This is a genomic window from Streptomyces sp. HNM0645, assembly GCF_030056615.1.
Classification (GTDB): Bacteria; Actinomycetota; Actinomycetes; order Streptomycetales; family Streptomycetaceae; genus Streptomyces; species Streptomyces marianii.
In genome coordinates this window covers 96,021-114,019 of sequence record NZ_JASHLT010000008.1, presented here as the reverse complement: position 1 = coordinate 114,019, position 17,999 = coordinate 96,021, and the positions used below count along the sequence as shown (strand labels likewise).

Below are 17,999 nucleotides of genomic sequence, written 5' to 3'. Positions count from 1 at the left end.
GCCGACGGCTGCTGCTTCGCGGCGGCCCTGTCCCGGGGCAGCGTCGGCCCATGGCCGTCACACCGTGGCCAGGGCCTCGGTGGGGGTGAGGCGGGAGGCCCTGATCGACGGGTAGACCCCCGCCGCCATGCCCACCGCGATCGCGCCCCCGATGCCGGCGGCCACCGAGAGCCAGGGGATGACCGGCGGCCAGCCCTGGTACGTGGTGTAACCGAGCGTGGCCAGTCCGCCGATCAGCGTGCCGCTCAGACCGCCGAGCCCGGACAGGGCGACGGATTCGGTGAGGAACTGCGCGCGGATCTGGCCGCGGTTCGCCCCCAGCGCCCGGCGCAGCCCGATCTCGCGCCTGCGTTCGAGTACGGAGATGACCATGGTGTTGGCCACGCCGATGCCGCCGACCAGGAGGGCGACCGCGGCCAGGCCCAGGAAGAGCGCCGAGAAGGTGGTCTGGGTGGCGCGTTTGGCGGCCAGGGCGTCCGAGGGACGGCTGATCTGGACCATGCCGGGGAGCTCCGGATGGACGGTGGCGGCGAGCACCGACCGGACGGCTTCCATGGCGGGCTCGCGCGCCTTGACGTAGATGACGGTGGGGTGCCCGTCAAAGCGCAGTTCGGTACGGGCGGCGTCCCAGGAGACCAGCACCGAGCGGTCGATGTCGGGAGAGAGCGGGGTGGCGGCGAGGATGCCGATGACGGTGAACCAGCGGTCGTCGACGAAGATCTGCGGCGCCGGGCCGCCCGGCGGCAGGTCCGGGACGCCGAGCCGGGTCGCGGCGACCGAACCGAGGACCGCGGTCGGGAATGATCGGGTCGCCTGGCCGAAGAAGGCTCCGGCCCGGACCTTGGCGTTGATGACGGGCAGCAGGTCGTCCTTGGCGGCCAGGACGCTGAGGCCGGCGTAGTCGGCGGCGTCGACGTGGTCGGAGCGGTGGACCACCGCATGGGTGTTGGCGACGGCGCTGACCGCGGTGACCGGGCCGATGCGGCGGACCATGGCCACCGACTCCTGGGGTAGCAGGACCGGCGGCTTCTGGTCCGGTACGGGTCTGGCTTCGAGCATGTTGGTGCCCAGCGCGGTCAGCCGTGCGAGCAGGGCCTTCTGGCTGGACGCCGGGACGGCGGTCACCACGATCATGGTGGCGATGCCGAGGGAGATACCGAGGGCGGACAGGGCCGCCCGGATCCTGCGGGTACGGATGCCCAGCATCCCCAGGGCCAGGACGTCGAGCGGCGACAGGCGCACGGGCCTGGTGTCCGGCGGTGTGCTGCTGTGGGTCATGTGGGGTCCGCTCCGCAGGTGTCGGAGACCAGCCTGCCGTCGAGGATCTCGATGCGCCGGGGCAACGTCCTGGCGATGTCGCGGTCGTGGGTGATGACGGCGATGGTGGTCCCGTCGTCGTTGAGTTCGGTGAGGAGGTCGAGCACGGCCCGGCCGTTGGCGGTGTCGAGTGCGCCGGTGGGCTCGTCGGCGAGGACCAGGGCGGGGCGGTGGACCAGGGCGCGGGCGATGGCGACCCGTTGGCGTTCGCCGCCGGAGAGCTGGTGCGGCAGGTGGCCGCTGCGGCGGGCCAGCCCGACGCGTTGCAGTGCCTCCAGGGCCAGGGGCCGGCGGCGGGCGCGGGGCACTCCCGCGTAGAGCAGGCCGGTGGCCACGTTCTCGGCGGCGGTGAGCCCCTCGGTGAGGTGGAACTGCTGGAAGACGAAGCCCAGCCAGCGTCCGCGGAGGGCCGACAGGCGGCGGTCGGAGAGGGTGGCGACGTCCTGGCCGCCGCAGTGCACGGTGCCGCTGGTGGGTCGGTCGAGGGTGCCCATGACGTTGAGCAGGGTGGACTTGCCGGAGCCGGAGGGGCCGACGATGGCCAGGAGTTCCCCCGGGCGGATGGTGACCGAGACCTCGTCCAGAGCCTTGACCCCGCCGCTGTAGACCATGCTCGCGCGCTCGACGGCGAGCACCGGCGTATCGGGGCCGCCCGTCACGAGGTGGTCACCACCTTCAGGCCGGCGCTGAGCCCGCTGCCGCTGACCTCCACCAGGCCCTTGGCGAACATCCCGGTGGTGACCTTGATGAGCCGGCCGTCGGAGGGCTGGACGGCGTAGCCGCCCTCGCTGAGCGCGACGAGGGCGCCCACGGGCACGGCGAGCACCCCCTGCCTGGTCTGGCCTGTGAACTGCACCTGCACGGGTGCGGCGTCGATGCGGTCGAGCTTCCCCGCGTCGTCCACCCGGACCGTCACCGTGCGCTTCGGTGCCGCGTCCGCGCCTTCCGCCGCGTCAGCGCTCTGGACGACGGTGCTGACCGCGCTGATCCTGCCGGTCGCCGTGGCGCCGTCCGGCAGGGTCACGGTGACCGCCTGCCCCTTCTGGAAGGACGCGGAGTCCTGCGCGGTCACGGGGACGGTCACCATCTTCTCGGTGCCGGTGAGCGACAGCAGTTCGCCCGCCGCGTCGTCCCCGGGCTGCGCCCTGACGTCGCTGACGCGTACGGGCCCGGGCGTCACGACCACGTCGCCCGCGTCGAGTACGCCGGTGGCGGCCATCCCCGCACTCTGCTGCCAGCGTTTGAGGGCCGCGATCAGCGAGGGCGTCAGCACCGCGTCGCCCTCGCGGACCCGGGTCGGGCCCTGGGGCGCGGCAGGCGGCGCCGGATCCTGCTGTCCGCTCCCGGCCTTGCCGCCCTTGGGGTCCGCCGCGCCGGTAGGGGCCGCGGGCGAGGGGCTCGAGGCGGGAACGCCGGGAGAGGGGCTCGCGGTGTCGGTGGGGGCGCCGGGCGACGGGGTGACCAGGGTGCCGACGGCGGGCTGGGAGCCGATGTCGTGGCCGAGGGACCGGAGGTTGTCGGCGAGCACCCGCACGTCGCGGCCGACGGTGCCCGCGGCGTCCAGCCGCCTGAACAGCGGGGTGGCGCCGTAGAAGACCATGGCCGGACGGTCGTTGACGCGGTAGAGCTGCTGTCCGCGCCTGATCACGGCACCGGCCGCCGGCAGCAGGGTGACCCGCCCGTCGGCGGGGCCCTTCAGCGTCCACGGCCTGCCGTAGCCCAGGGTGCCGCTCTTGGTCACGGCGGTGGAGAGGTCCGTCTCCGTCACGGACGCGGTGCGCACGTCGGCCGGGTCGTTCGCCGCCGCGCGGGTCCCGTCCCCGGGGGAGGCGAGGCGGACCGCGACGCCTCCCGCGGCCAGGGCCGTCACGACTGCGGCCGCCACGACCACGCGGCGCCGGCGGTTACTTCTTCCCGGCACCGAACGCCTCCAGCCGGCACTCGTTCTCGATCTGGATCGAGTCGGGCGGGATCGGGCCGTCCGGGACGTCGTAGCCCTCCTCGTTGGGCAGCGGGATCACCTTGTAGTTGCGCCGGTGCATACAGGCGATCCACTCGCGCCAGTCGTCCGCGTAGCGGGGGTTGCGGTTCCTGTCCAGCTCCGGCGGGCCGAGTGGCACTTTGGACTCGCACTGTGCGCGGGCGGCGGGAAGGGCGGGATCGCTGTGCACGGGTATGCGCTGCCCGTCTTTGCTGACGTCCTGGAAGTTGTGGAACCCGTGCTGCTCCAGGCACGCCGCCCAGGCGTTGTACAGGCGGGCCACCTCCTCCTTGGAGGAGTCCAGACGCAGCTGGGGGCGCTGGGAGTCGGAGGAGGCGGCGGCGGACGCGCCGGAACCCCCGGCGCCGGTCGCGGCCGTGGGGGCCGTGTCGCTGATCGAGGCGACATCGGCTTCCTCACTCCTGTCCTCGCCGCCGCATGCGGTGAGGAGGAGGGACGCCGCGGTGGCCAGGGCGGCGGCGACCGGCCGGCGGTGGCGCGTGAAGGGGCGCGCGGGGGGAGTGTGGTTCGGCATGGCGCCCACCCTGACCGAAGGATATGAAGGTCTTGTCAGACCGGTATCAGGGACCTGTTCGGCGTGCGCGGGACGTGAATAGGCTCCCCGCATGTGCGCATATGTCCTGGTGGCCGAGGACGACATCAAACAGGCCGCGATCATCGGCCGCTACCTCGAACACGAGGGGCACGTCCCACGGCTGGTCCACGACGGGCCGGCGGCCCTCGAAGAGGCCCGCCGGCGACCTCCCGACCTGCTGGTGCTCGACGTGATGATGCCCGTAGTCGACGGCCTCGATGTGTGCCGGATCCTGCGCCGGGAGTCGGACCTGCCTGTCCTCATGCTGACCGCCCGCTCCACCGAGGAGGACTTGCTGCGGGGGCTCGACCTGGGTGCCGACGACTACATGACCAAGCCCTACAGCCCGCGCGAGCTGATGGCCCGGATACGCAGTCTGCTCAGGCGGGCGGAGCGCTCCTCCCCGGCCAAGGAGTCGCCGGTCCTGCGCGCGGGCCGCCTCACCGTGCACCCGCTGCGCCGCACCGTGCTCGTGGACGGACGGCCCGTGGACTGCACGGCCGGCGAGTTCGAGATCCTCGCCGTGATGGCCGCCGAGCCGGAACGGGTCTTCACCCGGAAGCAGTTGCTTGGGGTCACTCGCGGGACCCACCACTACATCACCGAGCGCACCGTCGACGTCCACGTGCTGAACCTGCGCAAGAAGATCGAACCGGATCCGCGGCGCCCGGTGCACCTGTTGACGGTGTACGGGGTCGGCTACAAGCTCGCCGACGGCGCCGGGGAGGACGGCCGTGCACGCTGACCCTGCCCGGGCCCGGCTTCCGCTGCGCCGGAGTCTGATGTTCCGGCTGCTCGCCGCGGCCCTGCTCGTCGCCGTCTGCGCGGTCACGGCAACCGCCTGGCTGGCCGTACGGACGACGGCCGTCGCCATCCGGCAACAGCAGGGACAGGTGCTCGCCGACGACACCGCGGTCTACCGCACGCTGATGACGTACGCGGCCACGCATCCGGGCTGGGAGAGCGTCGGTCAGACCGTACGGGACCTCTCCGAGCGCACCGGGCGGCGCATCACCCTCATCACGCAGGACCGCGAGCGCCGCACCCTCGCGGACTCCGCGCCGCACGCCGAATCCCTCCCGCACCAGGCGTTCGCGGTCATCGACCCGCTGTGGGTGGACCCCGCCCTCGAACCCTCCTCCGGCGCCGACCGCATCGATCCCCAGGCCGTGGGCCCCTACCGTCTGTCCGAGGCAGACCGGAGCCGACTGGCCGGCGCCGCCGGGAAGGCCGCCGAATGCCTCACCCAGTTCGGCTGGGACCACCGCGCCTCCGTCACCCCCGCGGGCCGTACCCGTATCGAGGTCACGGGACCGTCGGAGCAGCTCGCGAAGAAGCTGCGGAACGAAGACGGAGACCAGGCCCCGTCCGGCACCTTCACCGGCGAGCCCTGCGCACTGGCGGACCTCGACGCGCCCACCGCCGGCGAACGCAGCGCGCTGGCCGGCCTGAACGCACTGGTCGCCGCGTGTCTGGAACGTCTGCACCTGCCGCCCGTGGAGATCGGCCTCGACTTCCGGCCGCCCCGACGGGAGGGCGACGCGGATGCTGCGACGCGCAACTGCGTGGACACGAGTCGGCGGGAGCAGCTCGCCTCCTCGGTGGCTCCGGCGGCGCTGCTGTACGTCAGCGCCGAGTCCGACGGTGCGGTACCCGGCTTCGATCTGTCCTCCGCGAACGCCGGCCGCATCGTCACCGTGACCGCCCTGGTCCTGCTGGTCACCGTCGGGGTCACCGTCCTGGTGGGGCTGCGCCTCGTGCGCCCGCTGCGGGCGCTCACCCGCGCCGCCCGCCACCCCGCGCTGCCCGACATCCGGGTCCCGGTCACCACCCGGGACGAGATCGGCCTCCTCACCGCGGCCTTCAACGACCTCTCCGAGCACCGCGCACTGGCCGAGGAACAGCGCAAGGTCATGGTCAGCGACATCGCCCACGAGCTGCGCACGCCGCTCAGCACCATCCGCGGCACGCTCGAAGCGGCCCAGGACGGAGTCATCCCCGCCGACGAGCGGCTGAACGCCTCCCTGCTGGAGGAGACCCTGCTGCTCCAGCACATCATCGACGACCTCCAGGACCTCGCCGCCGCCGACGCGGGCACCATGCGCTTGTATCCCGAACCGATCCACGCGGAGGACCTCCTGCACCAGGTGGCCGCCGGCCACCGCGCCCACGCCGAAGCGGCCGGAATCGCCCTCGACGTACACGTCGAAGGCGGCACGGAGTTGTCCGCGGACCCGCTACGGCTGCGCCAGGCGGTGGGCAACCTGGTCTCCAACGCCTTACGCCACACCTCACCGGGCGACCGGATCACCCTGCGAGCCCGGCGCGGTGAACACGGCCTCCTGATCGAGGTATCCGACACCGGTACCGGGATCAGCCCGGTCGACCTGCCCCACGTCTTCGAGCGGTTCTGGCGAGCCGAGAAGTCCCGCAGCCGGCAGACCGGCGGCAGCGGACTGGGGTTGTCCATCGTCCGCAAGCTCGTGGAGGCCCACGGCGGGACCGTGTCAGTGGCCAGCACCCCCGGCGGCGGCACCGTCTTCACCCTCTGCCTGCCGACGTGACGGGCGGATCGCTCGCCGTCAAGTCGCCGGACGCCGTCCGATGGATTGGCTCTGCTGGATGGGCTCTGCGTCCTCGTCGCCGCAGACGGACACGGCCATTCAGGTCGGTCCCACCGGCAAGAAGCTGCTGCCGCTGACCGTGGTCGAGTAACACTGCTGTGACAGCCCGGCCCGGGGAGAACCCCGGGCCGGGCCGTCGCGTCTCCTCGGCCATGGAGCCGGAGAAGCGCGAGCAGCACGTCGAGCCCGAGGGCCGTCCGGCCGTGGCGATCAGGATCCCGGTGCGGGTGGGCCCCCTGCGGCCCGGGGCCGTGGAGCCCGCACCCGTCCGGGCGCGTAACCTGGGTGGTGCGCAACACATACCGACTGTCCCCGGCGTGGCGCCCGGGCCCGAGATCTCCTTGCGCGAGCGGGGGTGAACCGGGCGGGCCGCCCTCCAGGGGTCCGAAGGCCACAAAGGGCGGCGCAGGAAGGCGTCCGCCCCGCACCGAGGAGAAGAACCACTGGGCAAGCGACAGCCCGAAGGCCCGCCGCCCGCACCCGCGGTGCAGCGCATCCGACTGCGCTACACCAAGCGCGGCCGCCTCCGGTTCACCAGCCACCGCGATTTCCAGCGCGCCTTCGAGCGTGCGCTGCGCCGCGCCGAGGTGCCGATGGCGTACTCGGCGGGCTTCACCCCGCACCCGAAGGTGTCGTACGCCAACGCCGCCCCGACGGGTACGGGGTCCGAGGCCGAGTACCTCGAGATCGCGCTGACCGATCATCGTGATCCGGCGAAGCTGCGCGAGCTCCTCGACGAGTCGCTGCCCACCGGGCTCGACATCGTCGACGCCGTCGAGGCCCGTACGTCCGGGCTGGCCGACCGGCTGACGGCGTCCGTGTGGGAGCTGCGGCTCGACGGTGTCGCGGTGGAGGAGGCCGAGAAGGCGGTCGCCGCGTTCCTCGCGGCGGACGTCGTCGAGGTCCGCCGCAAGACGAAGAACGGGATTCGGACCTTCGACGCCCGTGGTGCGGTGGCCGACCTGCAGGCGAGTTGTCCACAGCCTGATAGGCCCGCGGACGGGCCCTGTGCGATACTGCGGCTGGTTGTTCGGCACGTGACACCTGCCGTGCGACCCGACGACGTCCTGTCCGGTCTCCGAGCTGTGGCCGACCTGGCGCCGCCGGTCCCCGCAGCGGTGACCAGGCTGGCGCAGGGGCTCTTCGACGAGGAGTCCGGCACGGTGACCGACCCGCTCGCGCCCGACCGCGAGGCAGTCACGGCCGCCCCAGCCGATCGCTCAGGGGTCGCCGGAGCCGCCGCGACGGCGCCCGCTGGTACCGGTTCCGCGTAGGGGCGGTCGTTGTAGCGCCGCCCTCGTACTCGGGAGCCACCTGGGTCGGGCAGCGCAGTGACCAGAAGACTTTCGCCAGGCCGTGCGTACATCGCGTACGGAACCGGCGAGCCAGACATACAGCTCCCGTGCGGCGCCCGCGCCCCGGACGGAGGCCCCGCACTCATCACGCGGGACGTGCCACCGGACCGGATCGAGGCTCGGCGCCCGGGGGCGTGACGGGAGAACCGCCCGCATGCTCGAACCGAAGGACCCCGGTATGGCCGGGGACACCGAAGAGAACGACAGCTCCACCCCCAGCGACACGCTGCCCCCGCGCCGCCGTCGTGCCGCGTCGCGGCCGGCGGGCCCGCCCGTGGGTTCCGCACAGGTGGAGACCGTCGCCGATGTGACCGCGTCCCTTTCGGACGCCATACCGTCCGCGCAGGACGGGGCCGCCGAGGCCGCCGTGGAGGCGCCCGCGCCGCGTACCCGCCGCCGGGCGACGCGCAAGGCCACCGCGCCCGCCGGTTCGCCGGCCGCCGAGGCCGCCGCTTCCGTCGCGGAACCGGCCGACCGGGCCGAGGAGCCCTCCGCTGCCCCCGAGGCCGCACCGGCCGCCGAGGCCGCCGTGGAGGCGCCCGCGCCGCGTACCCGCCGCCGGGCGACGCGCAAGGCCACCGCGCCCGCCGGTTCGCCGGCCGCCGAGGCCGCCGCTTCCGTCGCGGAACCGGCCGACCGGGCCGAGGAGCCCTCCGCTGCCCCCGAGGCCGCACCGGCCGCCGAGGCCGCCGTGGAGGCGCCCGCGCCGCGTACCCGCCGCCGGGCGACGCGCAAGGCCACCGCGCCCGCCGGTTCGCCGGCCCCCGCCGAGGTCGTCGCAGAGCCCGCCTCCGCCGAGGCGGCCGCGACCTCGCCTGCTCCGGCGCACACGGCCGAGGCCGTCGCCGCCGACGAAGACATTGAGGAAGGTGCCGTGAGCGAGACCGCCGCGGAAACCGGGCCCGCCGAGGCGCCCGCGCGCCGTACCCGCCGCCGGGCCACCGCCCCCGCGGGCGCGCCGCAGCAGGGCGAGGCCGCCGCCGGGACCAGTGAGGCCGCCGCTGCCGCCGTCGAGGCGCCGGCTGCCGAGGAGAGCGCGGAGGAGGCGCCGCGGGCTCGTACGCGTCGTCGTGCGACGCGCCGGGCGACCGCTCCGGCCGGTGCGCCGGAGGCCGAGGCCGCTGCCGAGTCCGGTGAGGCCGCCGCTGCCGCCGTCGAGGCGCCGGCTGCCGAGGAGAGCGCGGAGGAGGCGCCGCGGGCTCGTACGCGTCGTCGTGCGACGCGCCGGGCGACCGCTCCGGCCGGTGCGCCGGAGGCCGAGGCCGCTGCCGAGTCCGGTGAGGCCGCCGCTGCCGCCGTCGAGGCGCCGGCTGCCGAGGAGAGCGCGGAGGAGGCGCCGCGGGCTCGTACGCGTCGTCGTGCGACGCGCCGGGCGACCGCTCCGGCCGGTGCGCCGGAGGCCGAGGCCGCTGCCGAGTCCGGTGAGGCCGCCGCTGCCGCCGTCGAGGCGCCGGCTGCCGAGGAGAGCGCGGAGGAGGCGCCGCGGGCTCGTACGCGTCGTCGTGCGACGCGCCGGGCGACCGCTCCGGCCGGTGCGCCGGAGGCCGAGACCACCGCGGAGGACGCGTCCGTGGCGGGCGAGGGCCTGCCCGAGGACGCCGTCGCGCGCATCACCGCCGACGAGTCCGAGCTGGAGGCCGCCGAGAAGGCCGCTTCCCGGGGCCGGGGACGCCGCCGGGCCACCGCCGCGCAGTCCGCCGCCGAGCCCACGAAGGACGAGCCCGCGAAGGGCGAGCGCGAGGAGAAGACCGAGCCGCCCGCCCGCGGGCGCCGGTCCGGCAGGCCCGCCGTGCCGGTGTTCCAGGCCCCGGTCTTCACCGAGCCGGTGTTCCAGACCCCGGAGACGGCCGCCGCCGCGGCTGCCGCCGAGGCCGCCGCCTCCGACGAGGACGAGGACGAGCAGGAGACCACTGAGGCCCCGGCCGCCGAGACTGCCCCGCGCCGTCGCCGTCGCCGTCGCGCCGAGTCCCCGCTCGCGGTCGAGACCACGGAGACCGAGCCCGCCGACGAGGCCGAGGTCGAGGCCGAGGAGCCGGCAGCAGAGGACACCGAGGACACCGAGGAGTCCGACGACTACGAGGGCCGTCCCTCCCGCCGTCGCCGCCGTGGCGGTCGCCGCCGTCGCCGTGGCGAGTCCGCCGAGGCCGCCGAGTCCGGGACCGACGAGGAGTCGGAGGCCGAGGGCGACGAGGAGTCGGAGGCCGAGGGCGACGAGGAGGAGCAGGAGCAGGACGCCGCCACCCCGTCCGCCGCGGGCACCAGCAGCAGCCGCCGCCGTCGTCGCCGCCGCCGTCGCAGCGGTGATACCGCCGAGGCCGAGCCCGGCACCGACGAGCCGGAGCGCACGGTCGTGAAGATCCGTGAGCCGCGTCCCAAGGCGGAGCCGGCCGACGAGGTGCAGTCGATCAAGGGCTCCACCCGGCTGGAGGCGAAGAAGCAGCGCCGCCGTGAGGGCCGCGAGCAGGGCCGCCGCCGGGTGCCGATCATCACCGAGGCGGAGTTCCTGGCGCGCCGTGAGGCCGTCGAACGCGTGATGGTCGTCCGGCAGTTCGGGGACCGTACCCAGATCGGCGTCCTCGAGGACAACGTGCTCGTCGAGCACTACGTCAACAAGGAGCAGTCGACGTCGTACGTCGGCAACGTCTACCTGGGCAAGGTGCAGAACGTCCTGCCGTCGATGGAGGCCGCCTTCGTCGACATCGGCAAGGGCCGCAACGCGGTCCTGTACGCGGGCGAGGTGAACTTCGAGGCGCTCGGCCTCGCGAACGGCCCGCGCCGTATCGAGACCGCGCTGAAGTCGGGCCAGTCGGTCCTGGTGCAGGTCACCAAGGACCCGATCGGCCACAAGGGCGCCCGGCTCACGAGCCAGGTCTCCCTCCCCGGCCGGTACTTGGTGTACGTGCCCGAGGGATCGATGACGGGCATCAGCCGCAAGCTCCCCGACACCGAGCGGGCCCGGCTGAAGACCATCCTCAAGAAGATCGTCCCCGAGGACGCGGGCGTCATCGTGCGCACCGCCGCGGAGGGTGCCAGCGAGGACGAGCTGCGCCGTGACGTCGAGCGGCTGCAGGCCCAGTGGGAGGAGATCCGGAAGAAGGCGAAGAGCGGCAACGCCCCGACCCTTCTCTACGGCGAGCCGGACATGACCGTCCGGGTCGTCCGCGACATCTTCAACGAGGACTTCTCCAAGGTCGTCGTGAGCGGTGACGAGGCGTGGGAGACCATCCACGGCTATGTGTCGCACGTGGCGCCCGACCTGGCGGACCGTCTGCAGCGCTGGACCAGCGAGACCGACGTCTTCGCGGTGCACCGGATCGACGAGCAGCTGATGAAGGCGCTGGACCGGAAGGTCTGGCTGCCGTCCGGTGGCTCGCTGGTGATCGACAAGACCGAGGCGATGGTCGTGGTCGACGTCAACACCGGCAAGTTCACCGGCCAGGGCGGCAACCTCGAGGAGACCGTCACCAGGAACAACCTGGAGGCGGCCGAGGAGATCGTGCGTCAGCTGCGGCTGCGGGACCTCGGCGGCATCGTCGTCATCGACTTCATCGACATGGTGCTGGAGTCCAACCGCGACCTGGTGCTGCGGCGCCTGCTGGAGTGCCTGGGCCGGGACCGCACGAAGCACCAGGTGGCCGAGGTGACCTCGCTGGGCCTGGTGCAGATGACCCGCAAGCGGGTGGGCCAGGGGCTCCTGGAGTCGTTCTCCGAGACCTGCGTGCACTGCAACGGCCGCGGTGTGGTCGTGCACATGGAGCAGCCGTCGGCCGTCGGCGGCGGTGGCGGCAAGCGGAAGAAGCGCGGCCGCGGTGGCGCCGAGCACGTCCACGAGCACGAGGTGGTCGTCGAGGCGCCGGGCGCCGAGGCCCCGCCGAGCGAGGTCGAGGAAGCCGAGACCGAGGCGGAGGTCGCGGCCGAGGCCGCGGCGCCGTCGGCCCTGCCCGAGCCCGCCTTCGCCCCGGACGAGGAGCTGTACGGCAGCGCCGCCGAGGCCGAGGCCGCCGCGTCCCGCCGCGGCCGTCGCCGGGCGTCCCGCAAGGCGACCGCCCCGGCCGGCGCGCCGAAGCGGGCCGAGCCGGTCGAGGCCGAGGTGAAGCGGGCCGAGCCGGTCCGGGACGAGGAGACCGCCGAGACGGCCCCCGCCCCGGCGGGCGAGCCCGAGGCCGCGCCCGCCGCGGTGGAGGAGCCCGCCCCCGCGGGCCGCACCCGCCGCAGGGCCACCCGCAAGGCGTCGGCTCCGGCCGGTTCCCCGAAGGGCAGCGAGGCCGCCGAGATCGTGACCGAGGCCGCAGAGGCCCCTGCCCCCGCAGAGGCGCCTGCCGCCCCGGCCGCGGAGGTGCCGGCCGAGGAGGTCCCCGTTGCCGCTCCGCCGCGTGCCCGTCGCCGGGTGACCCGCAAGGTCACCGCACCGGCCGGATCGCCGTCCGGCGCGGACGACTCCGCGGTCGTGGTGGTCGCTGCCCCGGAGCCCGAGGCGGAGGCCGTCCCGGCACCCGCGGAGGTCCCGGCAAAGAAGGCGGCCCGCAAGACCGCCAAGAAAGCCACGGCGAAGAAGGCCGCCACGAAGAAGACGGCGGCGAAGAAGACCACCGCGGCGAAGAAGACGACCGCCAAGAAGACGACCGCCAAGAAGACGACCAAGTCGGCCGCCAAGAAGACCGCCGCCGCGGAGCAGCAGAGCCTGCCGACCGTGACGGCGTCGGCGGAAAGCTGAACAATCCATGGCCGGTGGTTGAACGTTCGTGTCCCGCCCCTGCGGACTCGGGGGCGGGACAAGCCATTTGTTTCGCAATTGATGCCTGGGCCTGTTAACGGCCCAGAAATTGCCTGAGAAATCCCTGATAATGTGACGGCGGTCGCTGCCGTGCCGAGGACCCACCCGGAGACTACGGTCGGTAACCGGCCCGGTTAAGGGACAGACCGGTCCCAGCATTCCTCGGTAGGGCGTCGGCCATCACGCCGGAGGGGTTCGCGCGGCCCGAAGACGCCCCGCAGACCCCGGACCTCTGCCACAAAGAGCTCTCGCGGTGTTCAAGGAGGACGTCCAATGCCGAGCAGCAACGCGCAGCCCATCCCCGCTGCCCGCCCGGTCATCGGTGAAGAGGAGATCGAAGCAGCCGTACGCGTACTGCGCAGCGGCCGGGTGGTCCAGGGCCCCGAGGTGGCCGCGTTCGAGGAGGGCTTCTCGGAGCTCGTGGCGGGCCGCCACTGCGTCGCCGTCAACTCCGGCACCTCCGCGCTGCACCTCCTTCTGATGGCTCTCGGCATCGGCCCGGGTGACGAGGTGATCGTCCCGTCGTTCTCGTTCGCCGCCTCGGCGAACTCGGTCCGCCTGGTCGGCGCCGACGTCGTCTTCGCCGACATCGACCCGGACACGTACTGCCTCTCCCCGGCCGCCGTCGAGGCCGCGATCACCCCGCGGACCGCCGCGATCATGCCGGTGCACCTGTACGGCCACCCGGCCGCGATGGACCAGATCATGGCCGTCGCCGACAAGCACAAGCTGGCAGTCGTCGAGGACGCCTGCCAGGCGCACGCGGCCGCGCTGAACGGCACCCCGGTCGGTGCCTTCGGCTCCGGCGGCACGTTCAGCTTCTACCCGACCAAGAACATGCACAGCCTCGAGGGCGGCATGATCTCCACGGGCGACGCCGAGGTCGCCCGCACCCTGCGCCTGCTGCGCAACCAGGGCATGGAACAGCGCTACGCGAACGAGATCGTCGGCGCCAACATGCGCATGACCGACGTCTCCGCAGCCATCGGCCGCGTCCAGCTCGCCAAGCTGCCTGGCTGGACCGAGCAGCGCATCGCCAACGCCGCGTACCTCTCCGAGCACATCACCGCCTCGAACGTGGTGACCCCGGTCGTCGCCGAGGGCGCGCGCCACATCTACCACCAGTTCACGGTCCGGGTCCGCGGTGACCGCGACGCCGCCATGGCGAAGCTCACCGAGGCCGGCGTCGGCAACGCCGTCTACTACCCGACGCCCATCCACCGGCTGAAGCCGTACTGGGAGCCGGACCAGAAGGCCGGCCGTGACTGGGACCTGCCCGAGACCGAGCGGGCGGCCGCAGAGGTCGTCTCGCTGCCCGTCCACCCCTCGCTCACCGAGGGCGACCTCGAGCGCATCGTCACCGCTGTGAACGCGCTGGGAGAGAACCTGTGACTGCCGCTGCACTGCGGGCCGGCCTGATCGGCCTGGGTTCCATGGGACGCCACCACGCCCGCGTACTGGCCGCGCTCGACGGCGTCGAACTCGTCGCCGTCGTCGACCCCATGGGGGACAAGAACGGCTGGGCCCAGGGTGCCCCCGTGCTGTCCACCGTCGACGAGCTGATCGCGCTCGGCATCGACTACGCCGTCGTGGCCTGCCCGACCGCGCTGCACGAGGAAGTCGGCCTGAAGCTGGCCGGGGCCGGAGTCGGCGCGCTGATCGAGAAGCCGGTCGCGGACACCGTCGAGGGTGCCCGCCGGCTGGTCGAGGCCTTCGAGTCGCGCGGCCTGATCGCCGGTGTGGGCCACATCGAGCGCTGCAACCCGGCGCTGCGCAGCCTGCGATCCCGACTGGAGGCCGGCGAGCTCGGTGACGTCTTCCAGGTCGTCACCCGCCGCCAGGGCCCCTTCCCGCACCGCATCGCGGACGTCGGCGTGGTCAAGGACCTCGCCACCCACGACATCGACCTGACGGCCTGGGTCACCGGCCAGCAGTACACGTCGATCGCGGCGCACACCGTCTCCAAGTCGGGCCGCCCGCACGAGGACATGGTCTCGGCCGTCGGCAAGCTCTCCGACGGGACGATGGTCAGCCACCTCGTCAACTGGCTGAGCCCGCTCAAGGAGCGCTTCACCTCGGTCACCGGCGACCGCGGCTGCTTCATCGCCGACACCCTCACCGCGGACCTGACGTTCTACTCGAACGCCGCCGTGGCCACCGAGTGGGAGGCCCTGCAGGCTTTCCGCGGTGTCTCCGAGGGCGACATGATCCGCTACGCGATCCCGAAGCGCGAGCCGCTCCTCGTCGAACACGAGCTCTTCCGGGACGCGGTGCTCGGCAAGTCCCGGGACATCTGCACGCTGCGCCAGGGCCTGCGGACCGTCGAGGTCGCCGCCGCTGTCATCGACTCCGCCAAGAGCGGTACCACCGTGCAGCTGAACCCGGAGGGCGTGGCCAGTTGACCACCCCTGATGTCACCGTCGTCGTGGCCGTCTACAACACGATGCCGTACCTCACCGAGTGCCTCGAGTCGCTGGTGAACCAGAGCATCGGAGTGGACCGGCTGGAGGTCGTGGCCGTCGACGACGGTTCGACCGATGACAGCGGCCGGGAGCTCGACCGTTTCGCGGAGCGATACCCCGGCACCGTCAAGGTGATCCACCAGGCCAACTCCGGTGGCCCGGCCGCACCCAGCAACCGGGCCCTGGAGGTGGCCACCGGCCGGTACGTGTACTTCATCGGCTCCGACGACTACCTCGGCAGGGACGCGCTGAAGCGCATGGTGGCCTGTGCCGACGAGCACGGTTCCGACGTCGTCGTCGGCAAGATGGTCGGCACGAACGGCCGTTACGTCCACCAGGCGCTGTACAAGAAGAGCGACCCGGACGTCAGCCTGTACGACTCGGCGCTGCCGTTCACACTGGCCAACACCAAGCTGTTCCGGCGCGACCTGGTCGAGCAGCACAAGCTGCGCTTCCCCGAGGACCTGCCGGTCGGCAGCGACCAGCCGTTCACGATCGAGGCGTGCGTCCGGGCGCGGAAGATCTCCGTCCTCGCCGACTACACCTACTACTACGCGGTCAAGCGCGGGGACGCCAGCAACATCACGTACCGCGCGAACCACCTGGCGAGGCTGCGCTGCACCGCCGAGATCATGAAGTTCACGGCCGGGCTCATCGAGGCGGGCCCCCGGCGTGACGCGGTGTTCAAGCGCCACTTCACCTGGGAGCTCGCCAAGCTGGTCCAGGACGACTTCCCGGCGCTCGACCGGGAGACGCAGATCCAGGTCTGCGCCGGAATCGCCACCCTCGCCGACGACTACTTCACCGAGCCGCTCCGCGACTCGATGGACGTCAAGCGGCGGGTGCGGATCGCGCTGGCCCAGCGCGGGGCCGTCACCGAGCTGATCCGTGCCATCGAGGAGGAGGCCGCCGCGGGGGTGCCCCCACGTCCGCAGGTCGTCGGGGGAGCGCCTCCGCTGCTGCTGGAGGACGGCCGGGCGTATCTGCGCTACCCCGGGTTCCGCGACCCGGCCCTGGGCCTGCCCGACCGGCTGTACGAGGTCATCGGCGAGTCCGTGCCCAGGCAACTCGCCGTCGGCACCGGGCTGGTCTCGGCGTGGTGGGAGCAGCAGGGCCAGGAGCTGGCCGTGGCCCTCTCGGTCCGCGTCCCCGTGACGGGTGAGACGGACCACGCCGTCATCCGCCTCGCGAACAAGGCGATGCCGAAGAGCGCCGACAAACCGGGCGCCCGCAGGCTGCCCGTCGGCACCGAACTGCCCGCCCCGGCGGGGGAGCTGAGCCGCACCACCACCGACGACGGCACGGGGACGCTGCTCACCGCCCGCATCCCGATCAGGCCCGTCAGGGCCAAGCTCGGCGTCCGCGCCTATCTGGACGTGGCAGGCTCCACGTACGAGGTCCCGGTGAGGACCCTGGACCGGCCGCTGCCCCTGGCACGGCGCTGGCGCGAGAAGGCCCCGTACCGTGTCTCCGCGAACGCCAACGCCAAGGGACGGCTCGTCATCACCACGGCCCCGCTGTGGGAGTCCTCGTCGTCCGGCGAGCGCAGCCGGCTGCGTCACCTGATGTCCCGTGTGAAGAGGAAACTGACCCGATGAATATCTGTGTAGTCGCGCTCGGCAAGATCGGGCTTCCGCTCGCCGTGCAGTTCGCCGCCAAGGGCCACAAGGTCATCGGCGCCGACGTCAACGAGAAGGTCGTCGAGCTGGTCAACGCCGGCATCGAGCCCTTCCCCGGCGAGCACGACCTGGACGTCAAGCTGAAGCAGGCCGTCGACGCCGGTCTGCTGTCCGCCACCACCGACACCGCCGCGGCCGTCGCACAGTCCGAGGCCGTCGTGGTCGTCGTCCCGCTGTTCGTGGACGCCGAGGGCACCCCGGACTTCGGCTGGATGGACGCCGCCACCCAGGCCATCGCGAAGGGCCTCAAGCCCGGCACCCTCGTCTCGTACGAGACGACCCTGCCGGTCGGCACCACCCGCACCCGCTGGGCGCCGATGCTGGAGCAGGGCTCGGGCCTCACCGCTGGCAAGGACTTCCACCTGGTGTTCTCGCCGGAGCGCGTGCTCACCGGACGGGTCTTCGCCGACCTGCGCCGCTACCCCAAGCTCGTCGGCGGTATCGACGAGGCTTCCACCGGGCGCGGTGTGGAGTTCTACGAGCAGGTCCTGGACTTCGACGAGCGCGACGACCTTCCGCAGCCGAACGGCGTGTGGGACCTGGGCACCGCCGAGGCCTCCGAGCTCGCGAAGCTCGCCGAGACCACCTACCGCGACGTCAACATCGGTCTGGCCAACCAGTTCGCCCGGTTCGCCGACAAGAACGGCATCGACGTCAAGAAGGTCATCGAGGCCTGCAACTCGCAGCCCTACAGCCACATCCACCAGCCGGGCATCGCCGTCGGCGGCCACTGCATCCCGATCTACCCGCGGATGTACCTGTGGAACGACCCGGAGGCGACCGTCGTGCGCTCGGCCCGTGAGGCCAACGCCGCCATGCCGGAGTACGCCGTCGACCTGCTGGCCGCCGCCTACGGCGACCTGACCGACGTCAACGTGCTCGTGCTCGGCGCCGCCTACCGCGGTGGCGTCAAGGAGACCGCCTTCTCCGGCGTCTTCGGCACCGTGGAGGCCCTCAAGGCCCGGGGCGCGGTGCCGTTCGTCTCCGACCCGATGTACACCGCGGAGGAACTGTCCGCGCACGGACTCACCCCCCACCAGGGAGAGAAGGTCACCGCCGCGGTCCTCCAGGCCGACCACGCCGAGTACCGGGAGCTGGCCGCCTCCGACCTGCCGGACGTCACCGTCCTGGTCGACGGCCGCCGCACCACCGACCCGGCCCGCTGGTCCGGCGTCCGACGAGTCGTCATCGGCGGCTGACGGACGGCCCGCT

Annotated in this window: 12 protein-coding genes; 8 read left to right on the top strand and 4 right to left on the bottom strand. The window is 72.9% G+C overall.

The features are described from left to right. Positions 1-57: 57 nt before the first annotated feature. Genes QMZ92_RS07360 through QMZ92_RS07345 form a run of 4 tightly spaced genes read right to left on the bottom strand, consistent with a single transcriptional unit; the run spans position 58 to position 3,833 of the window. Entirely contained in the window at positions 58-1,278 is a 1,221-nt protein-coding gene (locus tag QMZ92_RS07360) for an ABC transporter permease (RefSeq protein ID WP_283296404.1), read from the bottom strand. Beyond that, on the bottom strand, positions 1,275-1,928 hold the full coding sequence (locus tag QMZ92_RS07355) for an ABC transporter ATP-binding protein (RefSeq protein WP_283296450.1): 654 nt from the start codon (positions 1,926-1,928) through the stop codon (positions 1,275-1,277). Before QMZ92_RS07355 ends, QMZ92_RS07360 begins: the two co-directional genes overlap by 4 nt. A 44-nt stretch (positions 1,929-1,972) precedes the next feature. Further along, positions 1,973-3,238: an efflux RND transporter periplasmic adaptor subunit gene (locus QMZ92_RS07350; protein WP_283296403.1), complete on the bottom strand. Its 1,266-nt coding sequence runs from the start codon at positions 3,236-3,238 to the stop codon at positions 1,973-1,975. Further along, a complete protein-coding gene (locus QMZ92_RS07345) occupies positions 3,222-3,833 on the bottom strand; it encodes a hypothetical protein (protein WP_283296402.1) in 612 nt (203 codons plus the stop codon). Before QMZ92_RS07345 ends, QMZ92_RS07350 begins: the two co-directional genes overlap by 17 nt. A gap of 91 nt (positions 3,834-3,924) precedes the next feature. Here QMZ92_RS07345 and QMZ92_RS07340 point away from each other — a divergent pair, with 91 nt between their 5' ends. The 8 genes from QMZ92_RS07340 to QMZ92_RS07305 all read left to right on the top strand — a co-directional run bounded on the left by QMZ92_RS07340 (position 3,925) and on the right by QMZ92_RS07305 (position 17,986). Then, positions 3,925-4,638 carry a response regulator transcription factor gene (locus tag QMZ92_RS07340; RefSeq protein WP_283296401.1) on the top strand — a complete coding sequence of 238 codons (714 nt, stop codon included), beginning with the start codon at positions 3,925-3,927 and terminating at the stop codon, positions 4,636-4,638. Beyond that, the gene (locus QMZ92_RS07335; protein WP_349307711.1) at positions 4,628-6,457 is read left to right on the top strand and encodes a sensor histidine kinase; all 1,830 of its coding nucleotides are present in this window, start codon (positions 4,628-4,630) and stop codon (positions 6,455-6,457) included. The genes QMZ92_RS07340 and QMZ92_RS07335 overlap by 11 nt, the downstream gene beginning before the upstream one ends. 545 nt (positions 6,458-7,002) lie before the next feature. After that, positions 7,003-7,791 (top strand): TIGR03936 family radical SAM-associated protein, encoded by a 789-nt coding sequence (locus QMZ92_RS07330; protein ID WP_283296400.1) that lies wholly within the window; start codon positions 7,003-7,005, stop codon positions 7,789-7,791. A gap of 235 nt (positions 7,792-8,026) precedes the next feature. Further along, positions 8,027-12,586 (top strand): Rne/Rng family ribonuclease, encoded by a 4,560-nt coding sequence (locus QMZ92_RS07325; RefSeq protein ID WP_283296399.1) that lies wholly within the window; start codon positions 8,027-8,029, stop codon positions 12,584-12,586. A gap of 333 nt (positions 12,587-12,919) precedes the next feature. Then, positions 12,920-14,038, top strand: a complete 1,119-nt coding sequence (locus tag QMZ92_RS07320; RefSeq protein ID WP_283296398.1) for a DegT/DnrJ/EryC1/StrS family aminotransferase — start codon at positions 12,920-12,922, stop codon at positions 14,036-14,038. Continuing rightward, positions 14,035-15,048: a Gfo/Idh/MocA family protein gene (locus tag QMZ92_RS07315; protein WP_283296397.1), complete on the top strand. Its 1,014-nt coding sequence runs from the start codon at positions 14,035-14,037 to the stop codon at positions 15,046-15,048. The genes QMZ92_RS07320 and QMZ92_RS07315 overlap by 4 nt, the downstream gene beginning before the upstream one ends. After that, positions 15,045-16,706, top strand: coding sequence for a glycosyltransferase family 2 protein (locus tag QMZ92_RS07310; RefSeq protein ID WP_283296396.1), 1,662 nt, complete (start codon positions 15,045-15,047; stop codon positions 16,704-16,706). Before QMZ92_RS07315 ends, QMZ92_RS07310 begins: the two co-directional genes overlap by 4 nt. Next, complete coding sequence (locus QMZ92_RS07305; protein ID WP_283296395.1) at positions 16,703-17,986, top strand: nucleotide sugar dehydrogenase; 1,284 nt, start codon at positions 16,703-16,705, stop codon at positions 17,984-17,986. The genes QMZ92_RS07310 and QMZ92_RS07305 overlap by 4 nt, the downstream gene beginning before the upstream one ends. Positions 17,987-17,999: the final 13 nt, after the last annotated feature.

Coding starts and splice junctions, on each gene's coding strand:
- QMZ92_RS07325 (WP_283296399.1), top strand. CDS start 8,027: ATGCTCGAACCGAAGGACCCCGGTATGGCCGGGGACACCGAAGAGAAC.
- QMZ92_RS07355 (WP_283296450.1), bottom strand. CDS start 1,928: ATGGTCTACAGCGGCGGGGTCAAGGCTCTGGACGAGGTCTCGGTCACC.
- QMZ92_RS07345 (WP_283296402.1), bottom strand. CDS start 3,833: ATGCCGAACCACACTCCCCCCGCGCGCCCCTTCACGCGCCACCGCCGG.
- QMZ92_RS07360 (WP_283296404.1), bottom strand. CDS start 1,278: ATGACCCACAGCAGCACACCGCCGGACACCAGGCCCGTGCGCCTGTCG.
- QMZ92_RS07340 (WP_283296401.1), top strand. CDS start 3,925: ATGTGCGCATATGTCCTGGTGGCCGAGGACGACATCAAACAGGCCGCG.
- QMZ92_RS07320 (WP_283296398.1), top strand. CDS start 12,920: ATGCCGAGCAGCAACGCGCAGCCCATCCCCGCTGCCCGCCCGGTCATC.
- QMZ92_RS07305 (WP_283296395.1), top strand. CDS start 16,703: ATGAATATCTGTGTAGTCGCGCTCGGCAAGATCGGGCTTCCGCTCGCC.